This is a genomic window from Burkholderia sp. S-53 (assembly GCF_025560745.1).
GTDB classification, from domain to species: domain Bacteria; phylum Pseudomonadota; class Gammaproteobacteria; order Burkholderiales; family Burkholderiaceae; genus Burkholderia; species Burkholderia pyrrocinia.
This window is the reverse complement of the sequence record NZ_CP090482.1, coordinates 30,782-52,597: the sequence shown is the minus strand read 5'-3', so window position 1 is coordinate 52,597 and position 21,816 is coordinate 30,782. Positions and strand designations below refer to the sequence as shown.

The 21,816-nt window shown below is 63.3% G+C and carries 13 protein-coding genes and 1 pseudogene; 13 read left to right on the top strand and 1 reads right to left on the bottom strand.

The window, feature by feature from the left end:
- The first annotated feature begins 11 nt into the window (after positions 1-11).
- From tssF to LXM88_RS00150, 10 genes and pseudogenes are all read left to right on the top strand, one after another.
- The gene (tssF, locus tag LXM88_RS00195) at positions 12-1,901 is read left to right on the top strand and encodes a type VI secretion system baseplate subunit TssF (RefSeq protein WP_262531024.1); all 1,890 of its coding nucleotides are present in this window, start codon (positions 12-14) and stop codon (positions 1,899-1,901) included.
- The gene (gene tssG, locus LXM88_RS00190) at positions 1,901-2,977 is read left to right on the top strand and encodes a type VI secretion system baseplate subunit TssG (protein WP_412524100.1); all 1,077 of its coding nucleotides are present in this window, start codon (positions 1,901-1,903) and stop codon (positions 2,975-2,977) included. The genes tssF and tssG overlap by 1 nt, the downstream gene beginning before the upstream one ends.
- Before the next feature lie 9 nt (positions 2,978-2,986).
- The gene (locus LXM88_RS00185) at positions 2,987-4,093 is read left to right on the top strand and encodes an ImpA family type VI secretion system protein (protein ID WP_262531021.1); all 1,107 of its coding nucleotides are present in this window, start codon (positions 2,987-2,989) and stop codon (positions 4,091-4,093) included.
- 154 nt (positions 4,094-4,247) lie between these two features.
- Positions 4,248-5,942, top strand: a pseudogene (locus tag LXM88_RS00180) (type VI secretion system Vgr family protein); the annotation flags it as partial.
- A 167-nt stretch (positions 5,943-6,109) separates the two neighbouring features.
- Positions 6,110-7,375 carry a DUF2169 family type VI secretion system accessory protein gene (locus tag LXM88_RS00175; protein WP_262531019.1) on the top strand — a complete coding sequence of 422 codons (1,266 nt, stop codon included), beginning with the start codon at positions 6,110-6,112 and terminating at the stop codon, positions 7,373-7,375.
- A complete protein-coding gene (locus LXM88_RS00170) occupies positions 7,372-7,632 on the top strand; it encodes a hypothetical protein (RefSeq protein ID WP_262531017.1) in 261 nt (86 codons plus the stop codon). The genes LXM88_RS00175 and LXM88_RS00170 overlap by 4 nt, the downstream gene beginning before the upstream one ends.
- Positions 7,629-8,522, top strand: a complete 894-nt coding sequence (locus LXM88_RS00165) for a DUF4150 domain-containing protein (protein ID WP_262531015.1) — start codon at positions 7,629-7,631, stop codon at positions 8,520-8,522. The genes LXM88_RS00170 and LXM88_RS00165 overlap by 4 nt, the downstream gene beginning before the upstream one ends.
- Before the next feature lie 352 nt (positions 8,523-8,874).
- On the top strand, positions 8,875-15,219 hold the full coding sequence (locus LXM88_RS00160) for an autotransporter outer membrane beta-barrel domain-containing protein (protein WP_262531013.1): 6,345 nt from the start codon (positions 8,875-8,877) through the stop codon (positions 15,217-15,219).
- Between the two features lie 216 nt (positions 15,220-15,435).
- Positions 15,436-15,936, top strand: coding sequence for a transposase (locus tag LXM88_RS00155; protein ID WP_262531011.1), 501 nt, complete (start codon positions 15,436-15,438; stop codon positions 15,934-15,936).
- Between the two features lie 94 nt (positions 15,937-16,030).
- Positions 16,031-19,714 carry an ATP-binding protein gene (locus tag LXM88_RS00150; RefSeq protein ID WP_262531009.1) on the top strand — a complete coding sequence of 1,228 codons (3,684 nt, stop codon included), beginning with the start codon at positions 16,031-16,033 and terminating at the stop codon, positions 19,712-19,714.
- Positions 19,715-19,783: 69 nt separating this feature from the next.
- Here LXM88_RS00150 and LXM88_RS00145 read toward each other — a convergent pair whose 3' ends face one another.
- A complete protein-coding gene (locus LXM88_RS00145; RefSeq protein WP_262531007.1) occupies positions 19,784-20,389 on the bottom strand; it encodes a response regulator transcription factor in 606 nt (201 codons plus the stop codon).
- Between the two features lie 65 nt (positions 20,390-20,454).
- Here LXM88_RS00145 and LXM88_RS00140 point away from each other — a divergent pair, with 65 nt between their 5' ends.
- From LXM88_RS00140 to LXM88_RS00130, 3 genes are read left to right on the top strand one after another with little or no spacing between them, the layout of a single operon-like run.
- Positions 20,455-20,754, top strand: coding sequence for a hypothetical protein (locus tag LXM88_RS00140; RefSeq protein WP_262530985.1), 300 nt, complete (start codon positions 20,455-20,457; stop codon positions 20,752-20,754).
- A gap of 17 nt (positions 20,755-20,771) precedes the next feature.
- Positions 20,772-21,491 carry a MipA/OmpV family protein gene (locus tag LXM88_RS00135; RefSeq protein WP_262530983.1) on the top strand — a complete coding sequence of 240 codons (720 nt, stop codon included), beginning with the start codon at positions 20,772-20,774 and terminating at the stop codon, positions 21,489-21,491.
- A 43-nt stretch (positions 21,492-21,534) separates the two neighbouring features.
- Positions 21,535-21,786, top strand: coding sequence for a hypothetical protein (locus LXM88_RS00130; protein ID WP_262530981.1), 252 nt, complete (start codon positions 21,535-21,537; stop codon positions 21,784-21,786).
- The last annotated feature ends 30 nt before the right edge of the window (positions 21,787-21,816 follow it).

Below are 21,816 nucleotides of genomic sequence, written 5' to 3'. Positions count from 1 at the left end.
GACGACACACCATGGATCCAAGGCTACTCGATTACTACAATCAGGAACTGATCTACATGCGTGAACTCGCCGTGGAGTTCGCGCAGGCGCACCCGAAGATTGCACGCAGGCTTGGCATGCAGGCCGGCGAGGTGGCCGATCCGTACGTCGAGCGCCTGATCGAGTCGTTCTGCTTCATGGCGGCGCGATTGCAGATCAAGCTCGATGCGGAATTCCCTCGCTTCACGGAACGACTGCTCGAGGTCATATACCCGAACTACGTCTCGCCTACGCCCTCGATGGCGGTCGCGCGGCTGTATCCGAGCCGCACCGAAGGCAATCTCGCGCATGGCTTTCGCATCGCACGCGGCACCGTGTTCCGGGCGCGCGTGCCCGACGGAGAGAAGACAGCTTGTCAGTTCCGCAGCAGCCAGGATGTCACGCTCTATCCGCTCGAAATCGTCGAGGCCAGGCTTACCGGAATTCCGCCGGATATTCCGGCGCTCGAGCGGTATGTCCCGCAGGACGTCGTCGTGCGTGGCGCATTGCGCCTGCGGCTTCGTACGACCAATGAAGCGCGGATTGCCGACTTGCAGGGACTGGACCGGCTGCCCGTCTATTTGACGGGTGACGAGCAGGTTGCGTCGCACCTGTTCGAAATGCTGCACACGGCGAGCGTGGCATCGATGACGGGCGCGCCCGGCGCGTTTGCAACTGCGGGCGATCCACCATCCACGGTCTCGTCGGACGCGGTGACGCTCGAAGGCATGGATGTCGACCAAGGCCTGTTGCCGCTCGGCTGGTCGAAATTTCATGGCCACAACTTGCTGCACGAATACTTTGCGTGTCCGAGCCGGTTCTACTTCTTTACGCTGACCGGGCTTGGAGAGGGTTTGAGCCGTATACACGGCCGCGACGTCGAGATTGTCGTGCTGCTTGACCAGGCGACGGATCGGCTTGCCAATCTCGTCGACGCGTCGCGCTTTGCGCTATTCTGCACGCCGGTCATCAATCTGTTTCGGAAGCGTACGGATCAGATCGAACTCTCGGAGAGCGACACGGAGTTCCGTCTCGTGCCGTCTCGCCTTGAGCCTATGGACTACGAAGTGTTTGCTGTCGAGCGGCTGCGCGGCCAGGTTTCCTCCACATCGACCGAACGCGAATTCCGGCCGTTGTACCAGACTTTGAACAACGACGAGGGCAACCATGGTCGGTACTTCTCGGTGCGCCGCGAACGCAGGCTGATATCGGACTCGGCGCGCCGATACGGCACGCGTACGCCGTATATCGGCACGGAGATGTTCGTGTCGCTCGTCGACCAGAACGAAGCGCCGTACGGCGAGGATATTCGTTACCTGTCGGTCGACGCGTGGGTGACCAACCGCGATCTGCCGAACCTCGTGCCGCGTGACGGCATCGCCGATCTCACGGCTGCCGACGACGCGCCGCTCGAAAGCGTCGGCCTGATTCGCGCGCCCAGCTCGCCAAAGGCGCCTTTTGCCGAGCGAGAAATGGCGTGGCGCCTGATCAGGCAACTGAACTTCAATTACTTGCCGCTACATGAGTTCGATCACCGTTCGGGCGGACAAGGACTCCGTGACATGCTGGGTTTGTTCCTGACGAGTGACGACGCTGATCATAAACGTCAGGTCGACAGCCTCCTGGGCGTGCAGACGAGACCCGTGACGTGCAAACTTCCCGTTGCCGGACCGCTCGTGTTCGGACGTGGTATCGAGTGCGAACTCACCGTTGACGAAAACGGCTTCTCCGGAATGAGCCCCTATCTGTTCGGCCTGGTACTTGAACACTATCTGGCGCGTCATGTCTCGATCAATTCCTTCACCCGAACCGAACTGCATTCGATGCAGCGCGGCCGAGTCGCACGTTGGCCGGCGCGCATCGGCACACGCGGGGTCGCATGATGGCACATGCATCGGAAGGGGGCGTCGCCCGAAACGCGGCGTTGTCCGAGGTGTTTCTCCGGCGCCTGCAGGCGGAACCGTGGCGCTACGGCTTCCTGACGCTCCTCCGCCGTATCGGCGCTGATCCGCGGGTGGATCCGATCGGCACGGCACGACGCCCGCAGGCGGAGCCGTTCCGCCTGGGCCAGCAGCCAAGCCTGACGTTCGCGCCGCGTGAGATCGCAAGCGTGGGCGAGACGCGCGGGCGACTGAAAGTGCGCCTCTTCGGGTTGGGAATGCTCGGGCCGAACGGGCCGTTGCCGATCCACGTCACCGAAATTGCGCGTGAGCGCGAGGAGGGCCGGCGGGATCCGACGCTCGTCGCCTTTCTCGACATTTTTCACCATCGCTACCTCACGCTTCTGTATCGCGCGTGGGCGTTGGGGCAATCCGCCGCCGGGCTCGACCGGCCCGAGAGAGAGCGGTTCTCGTTCTATGTAGCGAGCCTGATCGGTCAGGATACGGAAGAGATCCGCCACGGTCATCTGCCCGCGCATGCGCGCTTGTCCGCTTCGGCACATCTTGTACGAGAGGCGCGCAATCCGGACGGGCTTCGCGCGACGCTGGCGCAGTACTTCGGTGTACCGGTCACCATCGAGGAGCACGTGTTTCATTGGATCGCGCTGGCCCCGAGCGATCGCAGCCGGCTTGCCGGCCTTCGGGCACCCTCGACGATTGCGGAAGGGGCCATGCTCGGCGATCAGGTACCCGATCGCCAGCACCGATTCCGCATCATCGTCGGGCCGCTCGATTTCTCGGACTATCTGCGCTTCACGCCACAGGGCGCCTTCTTGCCGCGGCTGGTCGAATGGGTGAGGACCTTTGTCGGCCACGAATTCCAATGGGAGCTGGAATTGCGGATCAAGCCGCAGGGTGCGCCGCCGGCGGTGATCGGGGGGGCACAGCAGCTTGGCTGGTCAGGTTGGCTGGGCCGACCGTCTTCCGATCAACCGATCACGGGCATGCGCTTCGAACCGGATCAACATGCATGTCACGCGTCGCGCGATGGCGATGATCGTGCCAGGCGCGGCGCCTGAAGGTTGGCGATGGGTAACAGCAAAAAGTCGACATCGCAGAGGCAATCGACCGGCAAGGAGCCGCCGGGCACGGTTACCGTTCATGACTGGATGGAACCCATTGGTGGCACGGCCCCGTGCGGTTCGGACCTCGAATACGATCCCGAGTTCGTGGTGCTCTGCACGAAGATCGCGTCGCGTCCGGACGCGCAGTATGGGGACTTCGTAGGCTCGCCGGAGCCGGTGAGCTGGAGCGACGTGGATCGCGATTGCCGGCGGCTCATGATGCGCAGCAAGGATATGCGGTTCGCTGTCATCTTCACGCGTTGCCGTACACGTCTTGCCGCCGCTGCGGGCTTCGCCGAAGGAGTCGGCTTGCTTGCCGCGTGGCTGGCCGCCTTCCCCGACGTGATTCACCCTCAAATGGCGGTCGACTCGGATCGCGAAGCGGCGCTTCAAATACGCATGAACGCGCTGCAGGCGTTGACCGATACGGATGGACTCCTTTCAGATGTGCGGGAGATCGTTCTTGCCACGGCGACTGCGACGCGCCTTCAAGTGCGCGATATCGAGCGGGCGTTCGCGCATCCGCGCCCGAGCGACGCGCTCACGCCTGAATCGGTGACGCAGCAGCTCGACGAACTCCGCGCTCGGCAACCGGCCGTTCTGTCCGGATTCGACAGAGGGCTCGAGAGTCTCGGTTCGATAGATGCGTGGAGTCGAGAACACCTTGGCGCGCATGCTCCCGACCTGTCGCCACTGACCCGATTGCTGCGTCACGTGGTGGACGTGAATGATCGACGTGTCGGCACGCCCGCGCAGCGCATGGTCGATGACTTGCCGTCCGACGATGCGTCGCGATGCGATGCGACGGGCGTACCCGTAGCGTTGCCGGCCGACGACGCGACAGGCCGGGCTGCCGCTGCGCGTGGACTGCGGACCGATACGGAGCCGGCTGATCGCGATGCCGCGCTCGAACGCATTCGCGAGGCCTGCCGGTGGTTCGAGCAGCACGAGCCAAGCAGTCCGGTTCCTGTGTTGCTGCGGCGCGCGGAACAGTTCGTGGGCAAGCGTTATGCCGAGGTGGTCAAGGCCTTGCCCGCGGAATTGCTTGCGCAATGGGAGAGCGAATGGTAACCGCAACGCGAGAACCGTCCTGCCGTCGGCGCTGCGGAAGATTGTGGTTGAAGGCGCGGACGGGGTGCGAGCGCGTCGCGCCGCGACCGAGAGGCAAGCAACACATGTTGGTGTTGACCGGCGATCGAGACCATCTACTGGAGGGGCTGCATTCATGCCGACGTTTTCCAAGAACCGCACCGTCACTGCAAGTGGCCCCGCGTTACCCGTCTCGTCCAGCGGCGCCCCGATGCTGGAACTCAGCAGCATGACGGGTAGTGAGCGCTTGTCGGAAATCTATCACTACGAGCTGGAGTTTCTGACGCCGTCGGATCCGGCGCTGTCGAGCAAGGAGGCGGCCAACCTGGATCTCAAGGCCATGATCGGCAAGGAGTTGACCGTGACCGTGCGGCTCGACGGGATGGGAGCGGCTGCGCCTGGCATGTCGGGGAGCGCGAATGCCGACCACAGCGTACGAGAAATCAGCGGCATCGTCACCGAAGCGGTCTTTGCCGGGCAGTCCAGCCGACAGTGCAGGTATCGATTGACCTTGCGGCCGTGGATCTATTTGACCGACAAACGCTCCGATTTCAGGATTTTTCAGAAGAAGTCGATTATCGAGATCATCGACGAGGTGTTGAGAAAATATACGTATTCCTATGACAAGCGCCTGAGCGCGCAGTATCCGGAGCTGCTTTACCAGGTGCAGTACGGAGAGACAGACTACTCGTTCATCCAGCGATTGATGCAGGAACACGGAATCTACTGGTTTTTCGAACATTCGAAAAAAGTGCATCGAATGGTTCTCGTGGATCAATTGGGCGCACACAAGCCGGTCGACAGCATCGCGTATCGGACGCTCCGGTATTACCCGCCGGGACAAAAGATCGATACGGAGTATATCGACACGTTCGATACGTCTGAAAGCCTCCAATCCGGCTGCTGGACGACAAACGACTTCAATTTCGAGAAGCCTGATGCCCAGCTCGGGGTCGAAAATTCGCTGCAGCGAGACACGGCACATAACCAGTTCGAGCGGTACGAGTGGCCAGGGAACTATGCAGACCCGAAGGCCGGCGAGCGGATTGCAAGGTTGCGGATGGAGGAAATGCTCTCGCTCGGCGCGCGCGCGCGGGGCGGCGGCAACGTGCGCAACGTGGTATGCGGCGCGACGTTCCGGCTAAAGGGCTTTCCGTACGACAGCGCAAATCGTGAATACCTGGTGATCGAGGCGCAGTTCAAGGCCACCGAAGCCGGCGACTCGACCGGCATGGGCGAATACCGCATCGATTGTTCGTTCGTCGTCCAGCCGACGACAACCGTGTACCGTCCGCCGCGTACGGCGCTCAAGCCGCGTACGACAGGTCCGCAGACAGCGATCGTCACCGGGCCGCAGGGGCAGGAAATCTGGACCGATCAGTACGGACGCGTGAAGCTGAAATTCCACTGGGATCGCTCGCCCGTGATTGACCACAATTCGTCATGCTGGGTGCGCGTGTCGTACCCATGGGCAGGAAACGACTACGGGAGTATCAGCATTCCGCGCGTAGGTTCGGAGGTCATTGTCGATTTCGAAAACGGCGACCCGGACCGACCGGTCGTAACGGGCCGCGTCTACAACGCACTCAACATGCCACCGTGGCCGTTGCCCGATAACGCGACGCAGAGCGGGACACTGACACGTTCCACGCAAGGCGGTTACGAAACAGCCAACGCGATTCGGTTCGAAGACAAGAAGGATAGCGAAGAGTTATGGATTCACGCCGAGAAAGACATGCGCGTCGAGGTCGAGAACGACGAGTCGTTGAGCGTGCAGCGTGACCGTACGGTGACGGTCGACGGAATGCAGGTTACGCAGGTCGGGAAGAACTGCACGATCGTCGCGGGCGAACGGCTCGAACTGAAGTCCGGTGATGCGATCTTCATCATGGAAAAGAGCGGCGCCATCACGCTGCGCGGCAAGAAATTGCTGATCGAAGGCACGGGGGCTGTACAGATCAACGGCAAGGACGTCGACATCAACTGAACCGACTGGCTATGGAATTCCGAAACTACACGCCGTTTCCGGCATTGGCATTCGAATCGGCTGCACCTGGCGGCGCGCGGTTTCACACCGTCGTACTTCGACAGACGTTCGCGTTGCGCGACGGCGAACTCGTGCTCAGCGAGACACAAAAGCCGCTGGCCACGACGGATCGCTTCTACGGCGTGAGCGGCCGATCGAGTGTGATCGAGGAAAGCGACCTCGCGCCCTACAAACCGCGGTGCGACGTTGTGGTGTCGGCTGTCGCGTATGCCCCACACGCGTCGCCGACTCCCCGCTTTGGCGCGTCGGTGCGCGTCGTCGCTGCTGGCAGGACTCGCGATCGTGCATCCTCCGGTCTTTTGCTCGACGGTCGCATCAGCGTGACCGGACCTCGGCGCTTTGTGCGAGGGCGAAGCTGGGCGCTTGCCGAACCGGAGCCGATTGTCTCCTTGCCGATCCGCTATGAATATGCATGGGGCGGTCAGTGTCGCATCGATACGGAAGACGAGGCCGCCGCGCGAATCCCGGAGGCGTTTCTTCTGACGGCGGCGCAGCAGCAGGATCATCCGGACAGGGAGAACCCTCCTGCCGCGCATACCGTTTGCGAAGCCAATCCGCTGGGCGTGGGTTACGCGGAACGCTGGTTTATCGATGCCGCGCGACCGGAATACATTCCCGCGCCGCAGATCGAATGGGAAGACGCACGGGTTACCGCGCAAAGCTGGGCTGCCGCGCTCTCGGGAGAGGGGGCCTCCATGCCTGATCCTGCCGGCCTCGGGTTGACCGGGCGGGCATGGTTGCCGCGCCGGAGCCTCGCTGGCACCTTCGATCGGCATTGGCTGGAAGCCGTGCATCCGGAGCTTCCGGAGAACTTCACCTTCGACTACTGGAACGGTGCAAATCGAGCGTTGCAGGCTCCTCTTCTCAAAGGGGATGAAACCATCGTGCTCACGAACCTTTCGCCGCCGGGATCGGCAAGCGCGCTCGTCAACTCACTCGGCGATACGGAATTGCGAGTGCCGTTACCCGGTCATCTGCCAATGGGTTGGTTTTATACCCGTAGTGCCCTCGAATTCGCTGCATTTCGAGTCGACACGGTGCTGATCGACGTGCCGGGGACCGCGGAACCGAACGTCACGCTGGTGTGGCGCGCGACAGTCTGGAACACGAAGAATGCTCAGCGCTTCGAGGCGCGCTATATCGATCGCGGCGAAAAGCTGCGACTGTCCGCGCGGCGCGAGCCGCTGTCCGATGTCATCAACGGGGGCGTCGCATGAGCGCGAAGGACGCCAGGATGACGATGAACGCCGCCGATGAATTCCGGGCCTGTTACAAGATCGGCCACGCCGCCGAGGCGCGTGCGAAAGTGGAACAGCTTGATCAGCGTGGATCGCACCTGACCCATGGTGCACCCCCGAGCGTCGAAGTGATGCCGACGCATTCTTCCGGGCGGGCCATCAAGTCGCGTTGCGCTTCGATTCCGGGCACTGCCGGCAAAGGGAGCAGCCCCAGACTGCGGAGTACTTTTCCATGAGCAATAAGGTTGCGGTTCGGCAATGCGGCACCTTCAAGGCCATCGGCAATACGCCCGACGTTTGCAAGACGCCTATGGGCTGCGCTACGCCGCCCGTGCCGTATCCCGTCATCGCGGATCTCGGCGCGTCGACCGGCGTGACGTCGAATGTCCGCTTTAACGGCAAGCCGGCCTGTGTGCTCGATCGAAGTGTCGTGCCGAACTGCACCGGCGACGAGGCTGGCAGCGCGATGGGCGTCAAATCCGGTACGGTCGGCGGCGAGGTCAAGCCGACACGCGGCAGCGGCACCGTCAAGATAGGCGGCAAGGCGGTCGTGCGCGATGGTGACCCATGCACGATGAACAACGGCAACTGCACCGGCATCTTCTTGACAGTACCTGCGCCGAGTGGCTCGGTAAGCCCGGACGGCAATGTCTCGGGCGACGCCAGTCCGCCGCCCGACCAGGACGTCATGCATCAGGTCGAGGGTTTCACTCGCGGCGCGGACTGCGCGTCGCGCGATGCTGACGAGGGACGGGCTTATTCCGGCACCTGCGCCGCCGAACTGTCACGCGTGCCGCTGGCTACGGAAGGGTGTTCACGGTCACTCGTGGAATCCATCACGACGTCGTATATCGACGCGTGGAAACAGGGTAGCGCCAGTGAGACGCCGGGCGTCGGGGTGGCCGAGTCCGGCAGCATGCCGGCCATCGTTGCCGACAGGTCGAGCGAAGCCTCGAATGTCGCCGCATACGTCAGCGACGTGGCAGAGGTCGCTGCGCAGGCTGATGAGGGCATCGTTGCGATGAGCCAGACGAGTCAGTCTGCGAAGGCGGGAGGTAATGCCATATCCGCCACGGTAGTTGCCGCAAGGCCGGCCGGCGACGGCCTGAAGGTGGTGAAAAAGTAAGCGACAAAAGCTGGAAAGCCACGACTTCAGAGTGTGATGTCGGCATCACGTGGCTACCCATGTCGATCTTCCGTTCACATCCACGTTGCGAGCATGAATGAATCGAATTTTTGAATAAAAAATTACAGAAATATAAATCAGGACTACATAAATTGTAGCGATTCCAAGAGGAAGCCGGTTCGGATATCAAGGGTCGCAAGAAACGGGTTGGCAAGCCACGTGGCAGCCGAGTTTTTTTCATTCCATCAAGCAAGCAGGGCGCGGGAAATGGCTCGGAATTGATCGGCCACGAGTGAGTTTTCGGGGCGGATTTGCCTGTGGGTGGAAATATATGAAAATCAGAAGGTGTTGAATGACTGCATCAATTAAAAATATCGATGGCAATACTTTTACGGTCAGGCCAGGGGAAACTGGATCGCGCGACATCGCCGGGCCTTGCAAGCGGTGGAGCATGGATCGTGCGTCCGTTGGGGCGCCAGTCGCGCTGAAGAAGAGCGCGCTGGCGCTGGCGGCACTGATGAGTTCGTTGGACAGCTACGCTGAGTGCACCATAAACGGAACACCGGTTACTGGCAACATCAGCAATGTCAATGTCGTTTGCAGCGGCACGAATGGGACAGGGTTGGGCCAGGGACCTGGTGGTAGTGCCCCGGCAAATTTTGTCAACGTCACCGTACTGAGCGGAACGGATATCGATGTTACAAATCGGAGCGCGATCAGTCTTTACGACAACGCAACCATCACCATAGGTTCGGGGACGTCCCCAACCGAAAAAACAACACGAGTTCGGACAACAGCCAATGGGACGGGTGGCGGGAACTTCGGGACAGGTTGGAACACGATTGAAGTTAATGCGAACTCCACCATATTCGTTGGCGCAGACGCTGAGCTAATTTCGGCGGGAAGCCAGATCACTAGCGAAGCGATCAACGTGCATGGCGCTGGAAATATCATCGAGAACCATGGCTCAATCATTGGCGGCGCAAGTACCGCAATTTATTTCCAAAACACGGGTGTCACTGGTTCCAGTCCTCGAAACCTGGTCGATAACCATGGCACCATCGAGGCCGTGAGCGCCCTCGGCAGCAGCGGTGCCGCTGTTGGAATCGACTTTACCAACCGATCCGGCGCCACGATCATCGGCAACCTGAACTTTGGCGGTGGCGACGATAACGTCACGCTCGAGGCGGGTTCAAGCATCACGGGTAACCTCACTGGCGGTGGGGGACTCAATACGCTGAATCTTGAGGCGCTCGCGAATTCAAGCGACACCATAATCGGGCAACTCAGCAATTTTCAGGTCCTGAACAAGACAGGCGCGGGGCGATGGATGATGACAGGCTCTATCGCCAACACGGGCAACAATGCACCGTTATCGGTGTACATATTCGATGGCGTATTGGCGCTTGCGGGCAACAACACGAACTTTAACGGCACCGTGACGGTGAATCCCGACGCGAGCTTGAGTGGCGCGGGCTCCAACTTGGAGGCGACACTCGAAGGCCGGGCGCAAAGCCTTCCGCCGCTGGTGACTAACCATGGCAAAGTCGTGTTCAACCAATATTCGCCCAATGTTAGCGAATCGCAGGATGGCACGTATGTGGGTGCAATCACGGGTCATGGGTCTGTCTCCAAGGTTGGCGTGGGCACCACGGTGCTGACGGGCGACCACACTTACACGGGCGGCACGACGATCAGTGCCGGCACGCTGCAGCTCGGCAATGGCGCTGGCACCGGCAACATCGTGGGCGATATCCGCGTCGAAGCGGGCGGCACGCTGGCGGTGGAGCGTGGCGGGGCGTTCACGCTGGGCAATGCGCTGTCGGGCAGCGGGCTGGTCGCGACCGACACGAACGGTCAGCGATTCGACTTTGACACGACCACCGGCGATGCCTTTGCTGGCACCCTGGCGGTGGGCCGCAGCCAGTTCGACCTGAGCGGCGTCAACACCACGGCGCTGACGAGCGCGACTTTGCGTGCGGACACGGGCAGCGTGATCACGGTGGGCGACGGCAACCAGTCGATCGGCGGGCTGACCTTGAATGGCGGCACGATGGTGTTCAATGCCACGCTGCCCGATCAAACGGTGGCCGCCGGCACGATCACGACCGGCGTGCTGGACGCCAGCGGTCTGGGTACCGTGCAGATCAACGTACCGGACCCATACGTGCCGAGTGCACCGGGCACCCCCGATACCGGCAACCTGTTCGAGCAGGACGAGGGGAGTACTGTCGTGAAGCTGGTCGGTGCGCAGCAGACGATGGGCAACGGCGGTGCGCTAGTGCTGCAGGACCAGAACGGCCATGTCATTTCGGACGCGCGGGCGGTCGACATCGCTCAAGGCGGCAACAAGGTCGCGGTGGGCACCTACGACTATCGCCTGACGACGGCACCGGGTGACGGCCTTTTTGTGAACTACGGCCTCACGCAGCTCGACCTGCAGGACGGCCAGATGTTGACGCTGGCCCAGGCGCCAGGCGCCATCGGCGCCGCGGCCGACCTGTCGGCCAGGCTTACCGGCGGCGGCGGCGTGGCCATTGAAGCGGGCACGGGTACCGTTTCGCTATCCAATGCGACGAGCGACTATACCGGCGAGACCACCGTGGCCTCGGGCAGGCTGCGGCTGGATGCGAACAACGCGCTGGGCCAGACCAGCCTGCTGCGCATGGCGGGGGCGGCCACAACCGACCTGAACGGCAGGACGCAGACGATCGGGGCACTGGAGGGGCAGGCCGGTTCGCTGCTGGATATTCACGGGGGCACGCTGCACATCGTCAACGGCGGCACCTCGCAAGGCACGTTGACTGGCGCTGGCCAACTGCACGTGCAAGGCGGGGTGCTGGACGTGCAGGGTGCCAATGCGACGCTTTCGGCCAACGTGGCGATCGACGGCGGGGCGACCGTGCAGCTCGACGACGCGGCGGGGCTGGGCCGCGGCAACATCGTCAACGAGGGCACGCTGGCACTGGACGGGGCGACCGGTATGCTGGTGAACGCACTCAGCGGGGCGGGCGAGGTGAACCTGAGCAACGGCGCCGAAGTGGCGGCGATTGGCGATAACAGCGGCTTCAGCGGTCGGTTCACGACTGCCGCGGGCACCATGCTGACGGTGGTGGAGGCCGCGAACCTGGGCACGGCCGGTGTCGCCAACGACGGCACGCTGACGGTGAACACGGCGACCGACTGGACGCTGGCTAACGCAGTCTCCGGCTCTGGCGACTTCGTCAAGCAGGGCGCCGGCGCGCTGACGCTGACTGGCACCAACACCTACACGGGCGGTACGACAATCATTGGCGGTACGCTGCAACTGGGTAACGGCGGTACGACGGGCAGCATCGTGGGCGATGTTACCAACGATGGCACGCTGGCGTTCAGCCGTTCGGACCGCTTCGCGTTCGATGGCGAGATCTCGGGCGCGGGGCAGGTACGGCAGATCGGCGCGGGCACCACGGTGCTGACGGGCGACCACACCTACACGGGCGGCACGACGATCAGTGCCGGCACGCTGCAGCTCGGCAATGGCGCTGGCACCGGCAACATCGTGGGCGATATCCGCGTGGAAGCGGGCGGCACGCTGGCGGTAAAGCGTGGCGGGGCGTTCACGCTGGGCAATGCGCTGTCGGGCAGCGGGCTGGTCACGACCGACACGAACGGTCAGCGATTCGACTTTGACACGACCACCGGCGATGCCTTTGCTGGCACCCTGGCGGTGGGCCGTAGCCAGTTCGACCTGAGCGGCGTCAACACCACGGCGCTGACGAGCGCGACTTTGCGTGCGGACATGGGCAGCGTGATCACGGTGGGCGACGGCAACCAGTCGATCGGCGGGCTGACGTTGAATGGCGGCACGATGGTGTTCAATGCCACGCTGCCCGATCAAACGGTGACCACCAGCCTGGTCAAGACCGGCGTGCTGGACGCCAGCGGTCTGGGTACCGTGCAGATCAACGTACCGGACCCATACGTGCCGAATGCACCGGGCATCCCCGATACCGCCAACCTGTTCGAGCAGGATGACGCGAACATCCTGGTGAAGCTGGTCGATGCGCGGCAGACGATGGGCAGCGGCGGTGCGCTAGTGCTGCAGGACCAGAACGGCCATGTCATTTCGGACGCGCGGGCGGTCGACATCGCCCAGGGCGGCAGCAAGGTCGCAGTGGCCACCTACGACTATCGCCTGACCACGGCGCCGGACGATGGCCTGTACGTGAACTACGGCCTCACGCAGCTCGACCTGCAGGACGGCCAGATGTTGACGCTGGCCCAGGCGCCAGGCGCTGCCGGCGCCGCGGCCGACCTGTCGGCCAGGCTTACCGGCGGCGGCGGCGTGGCCATTGAAGCGGGCACGGGTACCGTTTCGCTATCCAATGCGCGGAGCGACTATACCGGCGAGACCACCGTGGCCTCGGGCAGGCTGCGGCTGGATGCGAACAACGCGCTGGGCCAGACCAGCCTGCTGCGCATGGCGGGGGTGGCCACAACCGACCTGAACGGCAGGACGCAGACGATCGGGGCACTGGAGGGGCAGGCCGGTTCGCTGCTGGATATTCACGGGGGCACGCTGCACATCGTCAACGGCGGCACCTCGCAAGGCACGTTGACTGGCGCTGGCCAACTGCACGTGCAAGGCGGGGTGCTGGACGTGCAGGGTGCCAATGCGACGCTTTCGGCCAACGTAGCGATCGACAGCGGGGCGACCGTGCAGCTCGACGACGCGGCGGGGCTGGGCCGCGGCAACATCGTCAACGAGGGCACGCTGGCACTGGACGGGGCGACCGGTATGCTGGTGAACGCGCTCAGCGGGGCGGGCGAGGTGAACCTGAGCAACGGCGCCGAAGTGGCGGCGATTGGCGATAACAGCGGCTTCAGCGGTCGGTTCACGACTGCCGCGGGCACCATGCTGACGGTGGTGGAGGCCGCGAACCTGGGCACGGCCGGTGTCGCCAACGACGGCACGCTGACGGTGAACACGGCGACCGACTGGACGCTGGCCAACGCAGTCTCCGGCTCTGGCGACTTCGTCAAGCAGGGCACTGGCGCGCTGACCGCGGGTGGCGCGCTCACATATACCGGCCGAACCGCGGTGAACGCGGGCACATTGATCGTCGGCGACGCGCAGACACCGGACATCACCCTGGGCGGGGCAGGCGCGGAGGAGGTCACGGTTGCCCAAGGCGGCACGCTTGCGGGTCTGGGCACGGTCAGCGGTCGCGTGGTGAACGCGGGCACGGTCAGCGCGCTGAACGCCTTGCGGGATCGCGGCGCGGATCCGGTCGGCATCTTCACGCTGGCTGGAGGCCTGGTCAATCGCGGCACGGTGAACCTCGCAGGCGGCAGCACGGGCAACACGCTGGTGATCCAGGGCGACTACGTCGGCGAGAACGGTACGGTCGTGCTGGGCACGGCGCACGGCGCTGACGATTCTGCGACAGACAGGCTGGTGATCGATGGCGGCCATGCGTCGGGCACCACCGGCTTGGTCTTCAAACGCGCTGGCGGCGACGGCGCGCAGACAGATGTCGGCATTCAGGTGGTGCAGACCTCGAACGGCGGCACGACCGACATGGGCGCATTCGCGCTGCATGAAGCGTCCGACGGTTACCGTCGGGGCTTCGCCACGGTGTCTACGGGGGGCTACGACTATATGCTCAAACGCAGCGGCAATGCCGGCAACGAACACGACTGGTACCTGGTCAGCCTGCCGTCGCCAGCTCCAACGGCACTGCAGGCGCCTGAGCCCGATGCGTATCAGGGCAATGCGCTGGCCGCGATGATGATGTCGGTGCATACACTGCGTCAACGCCAGGGTCAGGCGCCCGGTACGACGGTTTCGGACGCCGCGGACGGCATTGACGGCGCGGCATGGGTGCGCGTCGCGGGGCAAACCTCGTCGCTGACCGGCGACGGTCGTGACGTGAGTGCCAATGAACGCATATTCCATGCAGGCGCGGATGTCTTGCGTTTCAGCGACGGCGGCAAAGGCAGTGTGCGTGTCGGGGTAATGGGCATGTACGCCAGCAACACGAACTGGTCGACCCGTCAGTTGTGGAATCCGCTTGCGGGCAGCTACGCGTCGGCAACGGCCCGCGGCAGCGTGTCCGGCTACAACGGTGGCCTGTACGCCACGTGGTACGGCGACCGGGACATCCTGTCGGGGCCGTATTTGGACGCGTGGCTGACATACGGGACGTACAGCAATAGCGTGGGCGGGAGCCTCGCGACGGATTCGTATCGCTCGCAGACGGTAACGGGGTCGCTCGAGACCGGCTATTCGTTCAGGATCTACGACGGGCACGATGCAAGGGTCTACGTCGAACCGCAGGCACAGCTTGTGTATTCGCATTACCGCGCAGGTGAGCACGGCGCGCCGGCGGGACTGATCGGCGCGCAGATCAATAACGGCGTGCTGACGCGCCTGGGCGCTCGGTTGCATGGCTCGACGTCCCGGGGCACCGGCCGTGAGATGCGCCCGTTCGCGGAGATGAATTGGTGGCACGGGCCCGCAACGCCTTCCGTGAACGTGGATGGAAATGTATTCAGCCAGGGGCTGCCGCGCAACCGGATGGAAGTCAAAACCGGCATGCAAGGGCAGGGCACGAAGAATCTGTCGGTGTCGGCAGCGGTGGGCATCCAGACGGACCTGGGTGACTACGCGGCGGTCCAGGGCCAGTTGAATGTCAAGTACAGCTGGCAGTGAGCCGGGCGGCGATGCTCCCGCGTTTCCGCAAGGACCGCCCGACGTATGCCGCCGGCGACCAGCGTTCCGAAATAAAGCACTTCCCATCGAATTTCGGAAAATTCCCACTGCCTGACCACGTCCCCGCTTGCACAATCGTCAGCAAGCATTCTGGCGCACGCGCGTGGCATCGCCATCGCCGGGATACCGAAGATGCGGGATCAGGCAGGTGCAAGCATGAATATTGAGCAGATGAATTCAGGGTCGCTCCCGACGGGTAGCACGGATGGCGATGCGAACAGGCGCGGGACTGACCTTGTGAGGCCGGCAGGGAAGTCGAAATCGAAGATCGCGTCGCTGGCGGTGCTCGATGCGCTGAGGCCCGAGGAATGGGGGCGCATCCGTGCCTGCCTGCAGGAGGCAGAAGGTGGCCGGCCAGGGATGTCGCGCGGAAGGCCGCGCACGGACGCGCGCGCCGTGCTCGGCGGCGTGCTTTATGTGTTGCAAACCGGCTGTCCGTGGCCCCAGATGCCCGCCGATTACCCGCCGTACCAGACCTGTCACCGACGTTTCAAGCGATGGCGCGACTCAGGCGTGCTCGAACAGGCGCTGGCGATGCTGTATCGGGGAATGCATCACCACTTGCTGGCTGAAATCCGGCACCGCAAGAAGGTTCGGCGGCCGCGGCCAGAGACATGCGCCGCCGTCTCCCCGCCCGCGGTTCCAGAATACGTCTGAACATTGGCGTATTGCCCGCGGCCGATGTGCCGGGCAACGCGCGCTCGGCTATCATTTCTGACAGCGGCATTGCTCGCGCAATGCCGGACACCACGTGTGCGTCCCCGGCCCGCTTCCCGATCGTCTCAAACGTTTTTTCGACGCCATGTCTTACCGTCTCCGGTGGTGCGCTGCCCTGCTTTTCATGGTGCTGTCGACGTCGATCGGCGGCCGTGCCGTGCTGGCGTCGGAGGGCGCCGTTCCGGCCGTAGTCGACATCAAGGTGCCCGTCACGCTGTCGCCCGATCAGAAGGCGTGGCTCGCGGCCCGCGGTGGCAGGATCAAGGTGGGCATCGTGTCGCACGGTCTCGAGCCGTTCGATATCGTCGATTCGCAGGGTCGTCATGACGGGATCAGCGCGTCGTATCTGAACATCGTTGAAAGGGCAACCGGCACGAGCATCGACATCGTCCAGTACGGCAGCGAGTCCGAGCTCAGGGACGCCGTGCGCCAGCACAAGGTCGATATCGGTGCGAGCATGCAACAGCATGGCGCCGATCCCGGTTTCGTCTACAGCGCACCGTATTTCACGAATCAGACCGTCGTCGCGAGCCGGCAAAAGGATTCGCTCTACGTGCCGGAGCGTGGTAGGGAAGACGAACGTGTGCTGGCATATGTACCGGACCTGATGCCCGCGGAGGAGGTGCGGCGCCTGTATCCCGAGATGACGGTCAAGCCGTTTCCGACGATGGAGAGCGCGCTCAATGCCGTCGCGTTCGGTCAGGCGGAGAGCTTCGTCGGTAATGCGACTGCCATCAACTATCTGATCGAGCAGCTCCAGCTCCTGAACGTCAGGATCACCGATTTCGCGCGATTCGACGCAGACGACTTCCGCTTTGCCGCGACCGCGCGGAACCGGGTCGTGATCGGCATGATCGACCAGATACTCGCGGCGATCCCCGCGAGTCGGAAGATGGCGATCCAGGTGAGATGGAGCGCCATCTCCAATCACTACGGAATCTACAACCTGACGCTGACGGACGAAGAGCGGAACTGGGTGGCAGCGCACCCGGTGGTGCGCTATGCGGTGCCGCGCGATTCGCCGCCGTTCGTGTTCAGGACGTCCGACGGCGGAGCGGCAGGGCTTGCGGTCGATCTGCTGAAGGACATCGGCGAACTCACAGGGCTGACGTTCGAGCCGGTGTTCGATCCGGCCGGCCTGAAGAGCGCCGAATTGCGGCTTGCCGTGCCGCGCTCGGACGCGGACATGGGCGGCTGGAAGTCGTCGGCGCCGTACGCGATGTCGCCGTGGGTGATCGTGACGCGCGTGGATACGGAGCGTGCAAACGGGCTCGCCTCGCTCGATGGTCAACGGGTCGCGCTGGATACAGGCAATCCCGCCGCCGCAGAACTGGCGCGATTCGCGCCAAAGGTGCGCATCGTTGTCGCGGCCGATGTGTGGGCGGCCATGAGCGACGTGGCGGAGGGCCGCGCGACTGCGACCATTCAGAACATCGAAACCGCGAGCTACGTGATTCGCCAGAAGTATCGCGATCGGCTCGTGATCAGCCCGACCAACGGCGGCACGAATTTTCCGATCGGTTTCGCGGTACGTGATACGGCCGCGCCGCTGCTCACGCTTCTCGACAAGGGCGCTGCGCGCAACTCGCCGCTGCGCATGAACACGCTCAGGCAGAAATGGCAATCGGAGGGACTTCCTGAATCGATCTGGAGCGCTCGATTGCGCTACCTGCGTGTCGCATTGCTCGTGATGGTGTTGCTGGGCGCGGGGAGTATCGCCTGGATCTACATCCTGCGCAGGCAGATTCGCGCGCGCAGGCTGGCGGAGTCGAACCTGGAGGAGCAATTGGCGTTTCAGGTCAACCTGTTCGCTAGCCTGCCGTTGCCGTTCTGCGTGATCGACAAGGACGGCCGCTTCCTGGAATGCAACGAAGCACTTGCGCGCGCTTACGACCGGACCCGCGATGCGTTGATCGGCCGCCGGATGTTGGAACAGGGCGTGTGCGCCGCCGATGATCTTGCCTGGATCGACGAGCGCCGCAGCCAGGTGATGCGCACCGGACGGCCCGTATTCGAGGATCGCTCGTGGCGACCGCTCGGGCGGAGCATGGATGCCTACTTCTGGTTTGCGCCGCTTCATGACCGCGCGGGCGCGGTTGTCGGCACGATGGGCGGCTGGATCGACATGACGCAGCGCGCGGAGCTGGAGCGCGCGATGCAGCAGGCCAAGGACCGGGCGGAAGAGGCAAGCCTGGCGAAATCGACGTTCCTCGCAACGGTCAGTCACGAAATTCGTACACCGATGAATGCCGTCCTGGGTGTGCTTGAATTGCTGAAGCAGTCGCCAGCCTCCGTCGATTCGCAGCGCGAATCGATCGAGGCGGCCTACGAATCGGCAAGTGGCCTGCTGACGTTGATCGACGACATTCTCGACCTGTCGAAGATCGAGGCGGGCAAGGTCGAGCTAGCCGCGGAGCCGTGCAATGTCGAAGCGGCGCTCCGCGGCATGGCGCGGATATTCGACGGGCCCGCACGCCAGAAGAACGTCGAATTCGCAGTCAATATCGACAATCCGGAGCAACTCGGTGCGGTGGTCGACGCGCATCGATTCAGGCAGGTGGTCGGCAACCTGTTGTCGAACGCGGTGAAGTTTACCGAGAAGGGACGCATCGCGTTGCGCGCGAGCATCACGCGAACCGGTGAGAGCCGGGTTCGTATCGACGTGACCGTGTCCGATACGGGAATCGGCATGACGGGTACGCAGCAAGCGCACCTGTTCGAGCCGTTCGTCCAGGCGGATCAATCGATCGGCATCCGATTCGGCGGCACCGGCCTCGGGCTGTCGATCTGCCGGTCGCTCGTCGACATGATGGGCGGCACGATCGAAGTCACGAGCGCGGCCGGCATCGGAACCACGGTGCGTTTGGCATTCGATGCACCGGCTGCGGTGGGGGGCGGCGTTACGCAACAGATCGACACCGTACCGCCGAACGCGTTTCTCGGCCATACGGCACTCATCGTCGACGATCATCCCGCCAATCGCCTGGTGCTGTGCCGGCAACTCGAATACCTGGGCTTTCGGGTCGAAGCGGCAGCGGACGGCGCGAGCGCGCTCGACGCGTGGTGGCGAGGATCCTTCGACGTGGTGGTCACCGATTGCCTGATGCCGGAGATGTCGGGCTATGAGCTGACGCAGCGTCTGCGTGCCGAAGAGGCGCGAAGCGGCATCGCCAGGACGCCGATCGTCGGCTATACCGCGAACATCCAACGCGACATGCTGGCTCACGCACGCAGCGCTGGCATGGACATGTGCCTGATGAAGCCGCTCGGCCTGACTGCGCTGGCCGCAAGGCTCGCCGCGCTCGGGCTGGAACAAGGCGAAGGCGCCGATGGCCGCGACGGAGCGGCGAGCCGGGCCGAAGCGACAGGGCTGATCGACATGGCCGTCGTCGACGGCATTTCGGCGGGTGATGCCGCGCACGAAAGCAAGCTTCTCGGGACCATCCTGGATGCGAACCGCGCCGATCTCGAACGCTTGCGGGGCGCCATCGAGCAAGGCGATCGTGCCGCGTTCGTGTCGATCGTCCACCATATGCGCAGTGCCATCCACCTGATCGGCGCACGTGCCGCGGTCCACGCTTGCAATGTCGCGGAAGCCGGTGTGCAGGACGGCGGCGACGTTCCGCTCGCGACGCTCGGTCAGCCGGTGTTCGAGCACATCGAGGCGCTCGATCGCGAACTCGTCACGCTGTGCTCGGGCTACGTTCGTTCGGTGTGAAAGGTCGCGGCACGTGCGATGGCACGGGTGCGGCCGCACGACGAGGCGCGCGGTGCGCGGCCACCGGCGTCAGAGCAGATCGTTCGCTTTCGCGAAAAGCGCGAGGTCGACGACGTTCGTGATCCCGAGCTTCGTCAGGATACTGTTCTTGTGCGTGCTGACGGTCTTGTTGCTGATCGAGAGTGCATCTCCGATCTGCTTGTTGCTCCAGCCTCGCGCGAGGTACGTCAGGATGCAGACTTCGCGTTCGCTCAACAGGGAGATCGGGCCTTCGGCCGTGGCGGTGGACTTGATCGCGGGGAAGCAGTTGTAGCCGGAAAGCGTGGCCCTCACCGCGTTCAGGATCTGCGGGATGTCCTCGCATTTCTCGACGTAGCCGTTTGCGCCTGCCGCCTGGCAGCGCGTCGCGAATCGGGCGGCCTTTTGCGACGACACGACGAGAATTTTCACGTCGCTGTCCGCGTGCCGGATGGTCTCGATCAGGTTCAGGCCATCCAGCTCCGGCAGATCGAGATCGACGAGCAGCAGATCGGGCTTCAGCTCGCGATAGCGCTTCAGCGCAAGCTTGCCCGTCTCGGCGGTGCCGACGACCTTGAGCAGCGGATCACGCTCGAGGATGATCGTCAGCGCGAGAACCATGGCGGGATGATCGTCGATCAGCAGGACGCGGCTCACCGACGCGGGACCCGATCCGGAGTGATGCGCATAGTGCGTCATAAGGGCGAGCGGGAGCGGCCGGAGTGGCGCTCATCAAAAAACATTATTTTATCGCGATATGGCGTGCGGCGGCGGATCTGCATCGCGTGTTTTCGCAGCGTTGCGTGACGTCATCGGCACACGTGTCGCATCTTCCGAACGACTGCGATCGATCGGTCTCCGTTCGATCCGGACGGAGCCGCGCACGCGTGCGTCGCCTGCATCGACATGCCACGCATATTCCGAATTTTCCGACTCCGTTTGTTATTTTTCCATCGTTCCGCCGGCGCGTGCATCGCGACAATTCGCTTTGTCTAAACGTGGAATTGAAGGGCAACCAATGAAGTACATCCGGACAGCGATGCTGTTTTCCGTCAGCGCCGCTTTTGCGGCTTCGGCACATGCGGCAGGGACGCTTGGCCTGGGCGTCAACGTCTCACCCAAATACGAAGGCGGATCGGAATATCGCGTCTTGCCGCTGCCGATCCTGAAATACGAAAAGGGCTACTTCTTCGTGAACGACCTCTCGACCGGCGTGCGCTTCCCGTTGGGTGCCGGTTTTTCGACGGGCCTGATGGCGACGGTCGCCTTCGGCCGCGACGAGGGCGATGGGGATCGGCTGGCCGGGACCGACGACATCTCGACCACGGCGCTGCTGGGCGGATTCGTCGACTGGCAGCATGGCCCGTGGTCGGCGTCGGTCAAGGTATTGCAGGCGACGCACAGCGGCTATGGACTGACGGTGCGCGCGGGAGGTGCCTACACGGCGGCCCTTACGCAGAAGGACGTGTTGCGTGTCGGAATCGGTACGACATGGGGCAACAACGGTCATATGAATACCTACTTCGGTGTGACGGACGCAGAGGCGATGCGCAGCAACGGCAACCTGACACCGTACTCCATATCGCACGGCTTCAAGAGCGTCGAAGCAAACGTGGCGTGGATCCGCCATCTGAACAAGAACTGGAGCACCGTCGCCTCCGTGGGCGTCAAGTCGCTCGTGGGCGATGCCGCGGACAGCCCGATCGTCGAAAAGCGGACTGCGGTGTTGTCCACGGTCGGGGTCACATACAGGTTCTAGAGCCGTGCGATGAACGTCGCGCCGCACATTCCGACTCGTCTTCATGAAATCTCTTCCGTCGAGCGATGCGGGCCGGTTCGCTCGACGGGATCGAACGGCGATCGATCGACCGTGCATCGAACGAACCACGCTGGCACGCCCAGAGGCGCGCGACGGGATCGCGCATCCCGGTATCGCAGCGAGCATCAACCGCTTCCTGAACAGGACTAATGCGGATGCCGAAATAAAATTACGAGGTGTTGGAAAAACGAAAAGCTTTGCGAAGGTGTGGGCGAAGATCGACAGGCAAGCGTGATTTCGCCATCGTGAATCCCGAAAACTTGCA